Source organism: Arsenicibacter sp. R0_47 (genome assembly GCF_057652235.1).
In genome coordinates this window covers 347,931-359,602 of the sequence record NZ_JBYFCJ010000001.1, presented here as the reverse complement: position 1 = coordinate 359,602, position 11,672 = coordinate 347,931, and the positions used below count along the sequence as shown (strand labels likewise).

Here is an 11,672-nt window from a genome sequence, read left to right as displayed (position 1 = left end):
ATCACTCATGAAATTCTCTATAAAACATCTTGTTGTACTGGCCGGTCTGGCGTTTACGGCCCCGTCGTGCAGCTTTTTTGAGGTCGAAAATTCGATTGACCCCAACAACCCGGCCATTGAATCGTTCATCAGCAACGCGTCCCGGATTCAGATCAATCAGCTGGGTATCGGGGTGCAGTCGGTGATGCGGAATGGCCTTTCCAACTTCATTCTGGTAACGGGCTCTATTGGGCGCGAAGCCTACAATCTCGCCTCAACCGAACTGACCTGGACGACGGAGCTGCTGGGATCAACCAACGGCGGATTCAGCGCCACCACCCTCTTTAACGGCTATTACGCCGACTATGCCCAGACCCGCCGCCGGGCCGAGATTTTCAGAATTTCGGCCGAAAACGCCGCGCCTGGTGCGCTGACCGATGCCGAAAAACAAGGTATCCGCGGGTATACGGCCACGGTAAAGGCCTACGTGATGCTGAATATGCTGAACATGCAGTACAAAAACGGAATCCGGACCAAATTCAGCGACTTATACAGTCCGGGCGATATGCTGAAGCCGGGGCCGTTTGTCTCGTACGAAGAAGGGCTGGCCGAAATCCGGCGTCTGCTCGACGAAGGCGCCACGCAGCTGACGGCCGGCGGTTCGGCCTTTGCCTTTACCATGACCAGCGGCTATGCGGGTTTCAATACGCCCGACACCTTCCGCAAATTCAACCGCGCACTGGCCGCCCGAACGGCCATGTACCAGCAGGATTGGGCAGCCATGACTACGCTCCTCAACGATTCGTTTCTGAGCCTGACCGGCTCACTGACGACCGGCCCCAATTTTACCTATTCAACCACCTCCGGCGATGCAACCAACCCGCTGTTCCAGCAGTTGAACACGACAGCTTCACCGCGGGTTGCGCAGGACCTGTTTATCACCCAGGCCGAAGCCAATGACAGCCGGGTGAAAAAAGTGGTAAAACGCACTTCGTCGAGGGCCCTGAGCGGTATCATCGGTAATTACGATGTGTATCTTTATACGACCAGTACAGCCCCGATTTCCATCATCCGGAACGAGGAACTGATCCTGATGTATGCCGAAGCCATGATTCAGACCGGTAAACTGGCTGATGCCGTATCAGCCCTGAACCGCATCCGTACATCGGCGGGGCTGGCAACGCTCGAAACGGCCAAACCCGCCATCGTCAACAGCAAGGATGGCCTTATTGACGAACTGCTGACCCAGCGCCGATACTCGCTCTATACCGAAGGGCACCGCTGGTTTGACATGCGCCGGTATGGCCGTCTGGCGCAGCTGCCGAATGACCAGCCGAATCATAAGGTATATGACCAGCTGATCCGGCCGTTTGCCGAAATACAGTGGGATGCCAAAAATCCGCAATAACCCTTTACCCTATTTCCCTGAAACACATGCATGTAAACCAATCCTTACTCCGGTGGCTGCTCATGCTTTCTCTGCTTAGTCAGGGAGCATGGGCGCAGTCGCCGCTCCGGTTCGAGATCAGCTTTCCGGCCTCTGTCTCTGCCACCCCGCTGACCGGCCGGATGTTTCTGGTCATCGCCCGGAAAGATAGCCTCGAACCACGGTTGCAGGTGGGTCGCTACGGCACCCAGTTTTTCGGCGTCGATTTTGAGAAACTGGCCCCCGGCAAACCGGTCGTCATCGACGGATCAACGCTCGGGTATCCGGTCAACGCCCTCGGCGATCTACCGAAAGGCGAGTACTACATTCAGGCGGTGCTGAACAAATACACGGAGTTTAAACGGGCCGACGGCCATACGGTCTGGATGCACATGGACCAATGGGAAGGCCAGGACTGGCGCCGTTCGCCGGGCAATGTCCACAGCACCGTGCAGAAGGTCAGTATTGACCCTGCTAAAGGCGGGACCGTGCGGTTAGAAGTTACCACGGTCATTCCGCCGATTCAGGTGCCGGCCGATACCAAATGGGTAAAGCACATCAAAATGCAAAGCCCGAAACTGACGAAGTTCTGGGGCCATCCGATCTATATCGGCGCAACGATTCTGCTGCCCAAAGGCTACGACAGTGAGCCAAACCGGTATTATCCGACGGTTTATCAGCAGGGGCATTTTTCAATAGCCCCGCCGTTCCGTTTTGCCGAGGACCCTAAAAATGAGTTTTATCAGGCGTGGGTATCGGATACGCTGCCCCGTTTTATCGCCATTACGCTTCAGCACCCGACGCCTTATTTCGACGATTCCTATGCCGTTAACTCGGCCAACAACGGGCCGTTCGGCGATGCCATTCACGAGGAGCTGATTCCGGAGATTGAAAAGCAGTTCCGCTGCATCCGCGAAGGCTACGCCCGGGTCCTGACCGGTGGGTCGACCGGTGGCTGGGAGTCGTTTGCACTCCAGGTGCTGTATCCTGATTTTTACGGCGGTACGTGGTCATTCGCACCCGACCCGCTTGATTTCCGGAATGTGGAAGGAATCAATATTTACGCCGACAAAAATGCCTTTTACAAAGAACACGAATGGTACCGTGTGCCGACACCGAACACCCGCATTCCGCCCACGGGCGAAGTCCGGCTGACCTCGCAGCAACGCAATACGATGGAGCTGGTCAACGGCACTAAAGGCCGTTCGGGCGGACAGCTCGACATCTGGAGTTCAGTGTTCGGGCCGGTAGGATCAGACGGCTATTTCAAACCGCTGTTCGATAAAAAAACCGGCGTGATGGATCCGTCTGTCGCGCAGTACTGGAAAGAGCATTTTGATATGCGTTTCTATCTCGAAAAAAACTGGGCAGCCGTCGGGCCGAAGCTGGTTGGAAAATTAAACGTAATTTGCGGCCGGATGGATGATTTCTACCTCAATGTGGGCGTGTACCACATGGAAGACTTCCTGACCAAAACCAAAAATCCGGCATTTGAAGGCTCGTTTACGTACGGCGACCGCGGCGGTCACAGCTGGCGGCCCTACTCAAATGCGTATTTGTTAAAAATTATGGATGCACACATCAAGGCCCGGGCCGCCAAAGGTGCATCAGCTCCGGCCAAAGCCACCTCGGGAAAAGCAGGAGACAAATAACTTAATCGTTCTCATGAATTTCATCAGCACAACACGTACGCTCCGGAAAACGCTTTCCGGACTGGTGCCGGGACTGTTACTGGCAGCCGTCAGCCTCTCTGCGGTCGCCCAGCAACGGCCGGGGGCTTTGGTTAACAAGGAAGACTCTATTTATGTCCGGCAGCATTATACCAAGATCGAACGGATGGTACCCATGCGCGACGGCGTAAAGCTGTTCACGTCGATTTACCTCCCTAAAGACAGCACGAAGACGTATCCGATCATGTTCGACCGGACGCCCTACAGCGTGGCGCCATACGGAGAGGCCTACAAAACCTCGCTCGGTCCGTCGATGCTCTTTGCCAAAGACGGCTACATTTTTGTGTATCAGGATGTCCGGGGCCGCTATATGTCGGAAGGGACGTTTGTCGGCGTCCGGCCGCATAACCCGAACAAGCAAAAACCAACCGACATCGACGAAAGCTCAGACACTTACGATACCATCGACTGGCTGCTCAAAAACGTCCGGAGCAACAACGGCAAGGTTGGGACATGGGGCATTTCGGCACCGGGCTTTTATACGACCATGACGGCCATTGAAGCCCATCCGGCCCTGAAAATCGCCTCGCCGCAAGCGCCCGTTACCGACTGGTTTATGGGCGACGACCGGCACCACAACGGCGCGTTTTTCCTGATGGGTACGTTTGCCTTCCTGTCGTCGTATGGTCAGCCGCGTCCCGAGCCGACCCCTAAGGGTGCACCCGCCTTCTCGGCCTATGTCACGCCCGATTCGTACAAATTTTACATGGACCTCGGGCCCATAAAAAACGCCAATGAGAAGTATTTCAAAGGGCAGAATAATATCTGGAACGAGATGATGACTCACGGCACATACGATGCGTTCTGGCAGGCCCGCACGCCGGTGCCGCATCTGAAAAACATCAAGCCGGCGATGCTGACCGTTGGCGGCTGGTTTGATCAGGAAGACCTGTACGGTCCGCTGAAGACTTATGCCGGCGTGGAGCGCAACAACCCCGCCTCACCGAACCTGCTGGTGATGGGCCCGTGGATTCACGGCGGCTGGGCCCGCTCGACCGGCGAATCGCTCGGAAATATTAAATTCGGGGACAAGACAAGCCAGTTCTACCGCGAAAGCATTGAGTTTCCGCTGTTTAACCACTACCTGAAAGGTACACCTGACCCGCAGTTGCCGAAAGCCTATATTTTTGAAACCGGATCGAACCAGTGGAAAAAATACGACCAGTGGCCGCCGAAAAATACGGAAGAAAAAAGCCTGTATTTCCACCCGGACGGCAAACTGTCGTTTACGCCCCCGGCCACTGCCAGCGCACCCGATGAGTACATCAGCGACCCGAAAAAGCCGGTACCATTTACGAACGAAATCCGGATTATCCGTGGCAGCGACTTTATGTACGAAGACCAGCGGTTTGCGGCCGTCCGCCCCGACGTACTGGTATACGAATCTGACGTGCTGACCGACGATGTAACGATCTCCGGCAATGTAATGGCCGACCTGTTTGTCTCGACCTCGGGTACAGATGCCGATTTTGTGGTGAAGCTGATCGACGTTTATCCCGACAATGCACCGAACGACAGCCCGATTCCAACGACTAAAATGGGCGGTTTCCAGCTGCTGATCCGCGGGGAAGTGATGCGGGCTAAATTCCGGAAAAGCTTCTCAAAACCTGAGCCTATGGTTCCGAACAAGGTAACAGAGGTGACGTTTGATATGCAGGACGCAGCTCATACTTTTAAGAAAGGGCACAAAATTATGGTCCAGGTACAAAGTTCATGGTTCCCGTTAGTGGATCGCAATCCGCAAAAATTTGTTAATATTTACGAGGCTACCGAAGCTGATTTTCAGAAGGCTACCCATAAGGTATACTTTTCAAAGCAACAGCCCTCACGGGTAGTAGTACGTGTTCTGACGAAATAAGGGCACATTTTTTGCACACAGAAAGACGAAGCATTGGCATGCTTCGTCTTTTTTATTTAAACCAGTAGTGACGTATTCAGGCAATTACCGGCCCAAAAAACCTTGACCGGCAAAAATCTAAATGCCCACAAATACGTATGTATGTGTAATACAGCTATACAAGACTATGGAAACGTTCATGACTCAAACGACGAAACTTTTCACATCTGAAGCGTATCTGCAGCGCATCAGCGAGCTGACCAAGGCTCCTGTTGCGAGTGTCCGGCAAGCCCATCATTTATTGACCAATCTGGTAACTGCCTGTTTGCTGAAGCAGCTCTCTACGGATATCGGCCGTAACCTGTTTTACAGTACTACCCTCAAACGAGCCATGGAACTGGAAGCGGGCAAGCCCGTCCACGATTTACCGGCCATTGCCGACCGGGGCGACAAATGGTTTAACAATGTAGTCCCCGGCAAAAAGAGTGCGGTTATCCGGATCACGGCTCAGTATACCAAATTACCTTTTGCCGGTCTTGATCCGATCCTGGGCCTGGTCGCCGATGCGTTTCTGAATGAGATTTATTTCTCGATTAAGCAAAATGCCATGACGGCCAGTACGATTCATAAGGCGTTCCCTGCACCGACCGAACTTCAGAAACTGGCACCGGAACTGGCGTCGAAAGATTACGAAACAATCGGCGTCCGGTCGCTGATGGTTCAGGCCTGACCAGACGCCGGCTCCTGCATTAAGATGTCGTATATGTATAATCAGCGTTCAGGGTGCCGCCGGCTCCGGATTCCTTACGGGTCAGTACGTACCCCTGAGCGTTGTACGTATACGTATACTGTTTCCGGGCATTGGTGATTTCCTTGCCCGACGGCTCATGGAACGTAACCAGACCAGGATTGTTTACCCGGAAAACTACGCCGGGCAGATACGGATAAATCGTACTGGCGTTTTCTACATTTTTCTGCTGATCGTATTGCGCATAGCGTATGATCATAGCCAGCGCATACTCTCCTGCTTTTTCAGAGCTCTCCTGTAGCTGCCGCGTTTCCGTCAGGTTGCCGTTTTCATAATCGAATTCGTAGCGCATGCCGCTCTTAACGCCTCCCAGAAACTGATACTGCTGAATACCTTTCAATTGCTTCGTATTCGGGTCGTAGGTATAATCACGGGTGGCAGTCAGTTGCCCGTTGCTCGCAAATTCTTCCGTATGACTGATCTGACCACCGAAGTACGTATACGTCACATACGCGCGGTTATCCAGCAGCATACGTTTTACCTCCTGTTTTTCATTGTAGGTAAAGTCGTAAAAATGCAACTGAATCTTGTCTGTTCCCTGCACATAAATATATTGCGACCAGTACCGCAGGAGCTTATCGCTTGCATCCATCGTATATTCCACAAAATCGGATGGCCCCCACGCAATCTTGACCCGCTTGTATACACTGACATCACCGCCGTTGTTCGGGTTAGGCTTTGTCGTATCCTTTGGCGGAACCTTGCCTCCGTCAGGATCCGGTGAAATTGTTTTCTGATCAGGCTGGCAGGCCGCCAGCGTCAGAACGGCAGCCACTGAAAATGCCGCCATGGCCTTCGATAAGATCGTTTTCATTGTGAATGGTTGTTGTTTACCAGCCATACCTGTTTGTCAGGTACTATCACAAAGAGCCGTTTTGGCAGCCGGCTATCACGGGCACAGGCACCGAATGTCATAAAAAGAGGATGAACCGGTAAAAAGGCTGTATGAACTGTGCATACCCACCTTTACTATATGAGCGCGGCCCGGTCAGTTGACCGGGCCGCGTGTTTTGAGGGCCTCTCCTGTTTCAGGGCAGCTTATCCAACGCGATATCCGGGGCTTTGCCCGCCGTCGGCCGGGTAAATTCAGTTTTCAGCGGTACATTGTCACTGAAAAAGCCGCAGTTTTTCAGGAAAAAGGCTCCGTCCGCTAATCCGCCGGCATAGTCGAGCCGGTAGCCTTTCTGCGCGGTGGCATCACCGGTGAAGCGGGCCTGTGTCAGTTCGTGCCACACGCCGTCTGTGTCCCGGACCCACTGGTTGCCATAGCGGGCCATGCGGCTGTGGTTGCCGGTTTCGGGAATAAAGTTTTCGAGAAACGAATGCAGCCGCATCAGGTGAGTCGATGTGGCGGGGCGTTTAAAGCTGGCAATCACCTGCCACCTGCCCTGTTCCGGTGCGTAAAAGTAAGCGGTGTATATCGTACTGTTATTCTCAACAGGCTGACCGCGCAGCAGGAAACGGTACGTATTGCCGGCTTTCCAGTTGTAGCGCAGGAAGCTTTGCCCGCCCGCGCCTTCATTGCCAAACTCGCCGGTATAGACCTCGCTGCCTTTTTTAAGCATCACGATTTTCTGGTCAGCGGGAATACTTTTCGGGTCATCGGTTTTAAACGGACTCCATACCGAGAACAAAATCCGGCGTTCGGTCGGCGAGTTCACCTGAATCCCGAAATAGCCTTCGCCGAAGCCGTTGGCCATAAAATACGACCCGATTACATCCTGCCCCTCCGGAACTGTCAGCTCGTTGTAGAACCACTCAATCTGCTTATTGGCGGGCAGCGGATAGCTCAGGTGTACCGACGGCCCGCGACGGCCCCAGTAAAAGTAATTGCCTTCGTTGTTCCGGACAAACTGAGCCCCTTTCGAGGCCGGTCCGCTTAACCGCAGGTGGGTAACGTCGGCAAATTCGCGGCAGGTTTTCGAAATTCCTTCTACTTCGATGAGCAGGTAACCGGCCGTCGGAATGTCCCATTCACCGGCCGGTACATCGCCGGGCTTTTCGGCAATCATATTGAGCTGCTTTCCCTCTCCAAGCACCGATACCCGCAGCGTACTGGCACCCTCCGGAATATGACCGCCCACAGCCACCTTCAGTTTGCCGGGATTGGCCACCCACACGTAGGTCTGTAACCACGTATTCGGATGCAGCCAGTCGGTCAGGCCACTGTTCCGGATTTTTTCCGTGCCGGACGGAGTCATCCACGAATTCCCCCCTACCGGCACGACAATAGTGCTCGTATCAGTCTGCGCCTGAAGGGCATGTGAACACAGTATACCGACAAGCGCAAAAAGAAAAATGTGTTTCATACAGTTGATTAATCCATTCTGATGGGTTAAAAATACGGTTTTCTTGCCTTATAAAGAGCAGGTTCTCTTGTCCTATACTCGCATATGTTTTCATTCAGACACGCCCTTACGGCCGGTTTTCTCGCCATCAGTACCTTTTTGTCGCTGGCAGGCCATGCCCAGCAAGCCATTCCGCTATATACCGGCAGCATTCCGAACAATACGGATGCCCCCGACGAAGAAGTCGTCAATGCCGGCCAGGGGGCGTCAAAAGTCTCCCGGCCCACGCTCAGCATCTACCTGCCCCCGCGCGACAAAGCGACCGGAGCAGCGGTGGTGGTCTGCCCCGGCGGCGGTTACGGCACCCTCGTCATGAAACGCGAAGGCTATGACGTGGCACAGGCACTGAACGAGCTGGGCATTGCCGCCTTCGTGCTGAAATACCGGCTTCCGAGCGACAACACCAACAAGGACAAGTCCATTGCGCCTTTGCAGGATGCACAGCAGGCCATCAGCCTCGTCCGGCAGCGGGCCGCAGAATGGGGGGTCAATCCAACAAAAGTTGGTATTATGGGCTTTTCGGCGGGCGGCCATCTGGCATCCACAGCCGGTACGCATTTTTCGAAAGCCTATGTCAGCCATCCCGATGGCATCAGCCTGCGCCCCGATTTTATGATTCTGGTTTATCCGGTCATCAGCTTCTCCGACAGTCTGGGCCACAAAGGCTCCCGCGAACGCCTCCTGGGTGCGTCCCCCGCTAAAGCGCAGGTTGACCTGTTTTCCAATGACGTACAGGTGACTGCCCAAACACCGCCGACGTTTCTGCTCCACGCGGGCGACGATACCGTAGTGTCAATTGGCAACAGCCTGCGGTTTTACGAAGCCCTGCTCCGCCACGGTGTAGCGGCCGGCATGCACATCTACCCGACCGGTGCCCACGGTTTTTCCAAAGCACCGGCCAAAGAAGACTGGTTTGCCCAATGCAAAACGTGGCTCAAAGCCAACGGCTTTACCGCGCCCTAGTCTTTCCCCAGCTGATGCGATACCCCGCCAGCGGCAGGAGCTTAAAGCCATAGTACTGGGTTTTGACGGATTTGGTGGTATTGTCGTAGCGGACGGTTAACGCCACCTCTTCGCTCAGCAGGTTGGTCAGCTCGACAAACAGGTAATGGTTGACTTTGGGGCGATTGAACCGGAAGGAGGTTTTAAGGTCTATGCGCTGGTAAGGGGCCAGCCGGGTGAGGTAGGCTTTTTCCTGCGGCGTTACCTGCCATTGCAACGACCAGCGGGGTTCGAGCCGCTGCGTATTGTTCAGACCGAAATGCTGGAAATACAGGCCGCTGTTCATGGTCAGCCGGTCGTTGAAGCGGTGTTGCCAGTGAGCATAACTCTGCCACAAGGCTGCCTGACTCTGATCGTTAAAACGGGTCTGGACGGTTTTGCCTGAATAACGCTTTTCCAGAAAATCGAAGTAAAAGCGGTTGAAGGTAACGCCGCCTTTGATGAGATCACGGGCTGTAAACTTCTGCACCACTTCGTAGCGGCCCTGTAGCTGCTGATAATTCATCCGCATATCCTGCGTCAGTTGCTGGCTGGTATTGAGGTCCTGCTGCGTTGTTTCGCTTCCCGACCACGACAGGTACAGTTTTCCGTAGGTTTTGGGCGAAAAATGATAGCGGTGTGTCAGGCCACGTCTGCCGGCCAACCGGTACCCCATCCAGCCGGAAATATCCCTCCCGATCCGTAACAGCGCCGGTCTGCGTGCCCAACACCATAACAGTAGCGCCCGGCAATCCCGTTTTAGTTGTTTTGTCGGTAACGCGCCCCCGGATGGTTTGGGTCAGCGACTGAGCGAGTAGGGTACAGGGAAGCAGCAGAAAAAGCAGTACGGCCGGTTTCATGCCGCAAAATACAACGCTGACCGTATCTAAACACCACTTAGCCAGTCTTATAGACACAAACAACTTCTCTGCCAATATGAAGCGTGATGACTCGCTCTGGAAATCTCTGCTGGAGGATATTTTTGACGACTTTCTGCGATTCTTTATCCCTGATGCAGAACAGCTTTTTAACTTCGACAAAGGGTTTATCTTTCTTGATAAAGAGTTAAATCAGTTATTTCCGCCGGCAGAAGATGAATTTCAACCGCGTTATGTCGACAAACTGATTAAAGTCTTCACCCGGCAGGGCGCCGAAGAGTGGATACTGGTTCACATCGAAGTACAGGGCTACCGTGATAATGCATTTGCCAAACGGATGTACGAATATTACGCACGCATTTTCGACAAGTACCAGAAATCGGTAGTAGCCTTTGCTATTTTAACTGATCGACACCGCTCATTTAAACCTGAGTTTTATGAGTCATCTTTATTGGGAACAACACTTACGTATCGGTACAATGTCTACAAAGTGATTGAGCAGGATCAGGCGCTACTGAGTCAAAACCCTAATCCGTTTGCCGTTGTTATCATGACGGTATTGTTAGCGCTACAAAAGCGCCGGTTAACAGAAACGCAACTATTCGACTTAAAAGTAGACTTAGCTAAACGCCTATTGATCAGGTCATACTCAAAACCCAAGATCAGGACATTATTAAACTTTCTCCGTTTCTATATCCGTTTTGAGAACCCCGACAGTATTGTTAAATTTGATCAACAGATTGATAGTATAACCAATCAGCCAAAAAACATGGGACTTGAAGAATTTTTGCTTTATCGGGCCGAAAAGCTGGGTATGAGACAAGGAATCGAGCAACAGAATAAGTTGTTAATTCAAAATTTGTTGACCCAAACCGATTTCACGGTTGAGAAGATCGCTTCATTAGTTGGTGTATCAACCGATGTGGTCGTAAAAATTAAAACTACGCTGGAACAGGCCTGAGCCAGTTCCAGCGCTCATTCAGCTTACTGCTCCGAAAAGACCAGATTGGCAAAATCACCGTTTGACTCATTGCCGACCCAAAAACCAATCATGCCTTTTTGCGATTCCGGATTAAGGGTGGGAACATCCAGACAAGGCGTGTCGGCTCCATTCACAAATACCTTTATACGCCCTTCCTTAACAACCACTCTGGCATGAAACCAGTCGCCGGGTTGTACATTCGCCGGTACGATCTGTTTTTCAAACATCCCGTTTTTTGTTTCCCGCAATACGTTCCAGGGGAATTGGGGTTCGCAGACATACTGCACCGCATGGATATGCCGGATCGGATCAGCCGCCTGAAAGTTGAAGGGCCGGAAGTAAATTGCCTCATACGTCCGGTTATCGCGCCCGTGAAACGCAATACCGATAAAGCTTTTTTGCAGCACATCCCGTCCGCGGGCATCAAACTCAATGGTTCCTTCGGCAAACTGCCTGCCCGTTATCCAGGCGACACCGGCATCCGGTGCCTCGCTGAACCGGATAACTGTTTTCCCGTCTTCCTGTACTTGTTTTATGTCACGGTTTACAACCGTATACCTGACGCCGGCGATGTCCGTTGTCTGAACATGCTGTTTTATGGTCTGCCCCGATACCAGATACGGGCCAGCCACCAGCAGCACGGCCAATAGCATTAGCTTTCTCATGTGTAACCTGTACTTTTGATGTTAAAAAGCAGTAGTAA

General features: G+C 52.9%; 10 protein-coding genes. 6 read left to right on the top strand and 4 right to left on the bottom strand.

Annotated elements, in window-relative coordinates:
• Positions 1 to 7 precede the first annotated feature (7 nt).
• From AC23NW_RS01480 to AC23NW_RS01465, 4 genes are all read left to right on the top strand, one after another.
• Positions 8 to 1,387, top strand: coding sequence for a RagB/SusD family nutrient uptake outer membrane protein (locus AC23NW_RS01480; protein WP_487447233.1), 1,380 nt, complete (start codon positions 8 to 10; stop codon positions 1,385 to 1,387).
• Between the two features lie 26 nt (positions 1,388 to 1,413).
• The gene (locus AC23NW_RS01475; protein WP_487447232.1) at positions 1,414 to 3,057 is read left to right on the top strand and encodes an alpha/beta hydrolase-fold protein; all 1,644 of its coding nucleotides are present in this window, start codon (positions 1,414 to 1,416) and stop codon (positions 3,055 to 3,057) included.
• 13 nt (positions 3,058 to 3,070) lie between these two features.
• Positions 3,071 to 4,993 (top strand): CocE/NonD family hydrolase, encoded by a 1,923-nt coding sequence (locus AC23NW_RS01470; protein WP_487447231.1) that lies wholly within the window; start codon positions 3,071 to 3,073, stop codon positions 4,991 to 4,993.
• Between the two features lie 166 nt (positions 4,994 to 5,159).
• A complete protein-coding gene (locus AC23NW_RS01465; RefSeq protein WP_293836296.1) occupies positions 5,160 to 5,702 on the top strand; it encodes a hypothetical protein in 543 nt (180 codons plus the stop codon).
• 19 nt (positions 5,703 to 5,721) lie between these two features.
• Here the strand turns inward: AC23NW_RS01465 and AC23NW_RS01460 are convergent, their stop codons facing one another.
• Positions 5,722 to 6,594 (bottom strand): hypothetical protein, encoded by an 873-nt coding sequence (locus tag AC23NW_RS01460; protein ID WP_487447228.1) that lies wholly within the window; start codon positions 6,592 to 6,594, stop codon positions 5,722 to 5,724.
• Between the two features lie 214 nt (positions 6,595 to 6,808).
• Positions 6,809 to 8,089, bottom strand: a complete 1,281-nt coding sequence (locus AC23NW_RS01455; RefSeq protein ID WP_487447226.1) for a DUF3472 domain-containing protein — start codon at positions 8,087 to 8,089, stop codon at positions 6,809 to 6,811.
• An 84-nt stretch (positions 8,090 to 8,173) separates the two neighbouring features.
• Between AC23NW_RS01455 and AC23NW_RS01450 the strand changes: the two genes are divergently transcribed.
• A complete protein-coding gene (locus AC23NW_RS01450; RefSeq protein ID WP_487447225.1) occupies positions 8,174 to 9,091 on the top strand; it encodes an alpha/beta hydrolase in 918 nt (305 codons plus the stop codon).
• Here AC23NW_RS01450 and AC23NW_RS01445 read toward each other — a convergent pair.
• Positions 9,078 to 9,785, bottom strand: a complete 708-nt coding sequence (locus AC23NW_RS01445) for a hypothetical protein (protein WP_487447726.1) — start codon at positions 9,783 to 9,785, stop codon at positions 9,078 to 9,080. The two genes, AC23NW_RS01450 and AC23NW_RS01445, sit on opposite strands and share 14 nt — an antisense overlap.
• Before the next feature lie 260 nt (positions 9,786 to 10,045).
• On the opposite strand from AC23NW_RS01445, the gene AC23NW_RS01440 reads away from it, so the two are divergent.
• Positions 10,046 to 10,948, top strand: coding sequence for an Rpn family recombination-promoting nuclease/putative transposase (locus AC23NW_RS01440; RefSeq protein ID WP_487447223.1), 903 nt, complete (start codon positions 10,046 to 10,048; stop codon positions 10,946 to 10,948).
• 23 nt (positions 10,949 to 10,971) lie between these two features.
• On the opposite strand, the gene AC23NW_RS01435 is transcribed toward AC23NW_RS01440, so the two are convergent.
• Positions 10,972 to 11,634: a 3-keto-alpha-glucoside-1,2-lyase-like domain-containing protein gene (locus tag AC23NW_RS01435; protein WP_487447221.1), complete on the bottom strand. Its 663-nt coding sequence runs from the start codon at positions 11,632 to 11,634 to the stop codon at positions 10,972 to 10,974.
• Positions 11,635 to 11,672: the final 38 nt, after the last annotated feature.

Coding starts and splice junctions, on each gene's coding strand:
- AC23NW_RS01440 (WP_487447223.1), top strand. CDS start 10,046: ATGAAGCGTGATGACTCGCTCTGGAAATCTCTGCTGGAGGATATTTTT.
- AC23NW_RS01450 (WP_487447225.1), top strand. CDS start 8,174: ATGTTTTCATTCAGACACGCCCTTACGGCCGGTTTTCTCGCCATCAGT.
- AC23NW_RS01465 (WP_293836296.1), top strand. CDS start 5,160: ATGGAAACGTTCATGACTCAAACGACGAAACTTTTCACATCTGAAGCG.
- AC23NW_RS01455 (WP_487447226.1), bottom strand. CDS start 8,089: ATGAAACACATTTTTCTTTTTGCGCTTGTCGGTATACTGTGTTCACAT.
- AC23NW_RS01480 (WP_487447233.1), top strand. CDS start 8: ATGAAATTCTCTATAAAACATCTTGTTGTACTGGCCGGTCTGGCGTTT.
- AC23NW_RS01475 (WP_487447232.1), top strand. CDS start 1,414: ATGCATGTAAACCAATCCTTACTCCGGTGGCTGCTCATGCTTTCTCTG.
- AC23NW_RS01470 (WP_487447231.1), top strand. CDS start 3,071: ATGAATTTCATCAGCACAACACGTACGCTCCGGAAAACGCTTTCCGGA.
- AC23NW_RS01460 (WP_487447228.1), bottom strand. CDS start 6,594: ATGAAAACGATCTTATCGAAGGCCATGGCGGCATTTTCAGTGGCTGCC.
- AC23NW_RS01445 (WP_487447726.1), bottom strand. CDS start 9,785: ATGGGGTACCGGTTGGCCGGCAGACGTGGCCTGACACACCGCTATCAT.
- AC23NW_RS01435 (WP_487447221.1), bottom strand. CDS start 11,634: ATGAGAAAGCTAATGCTATTGGCCGTGCTGCTGGTGGCTGGCCCGTAT.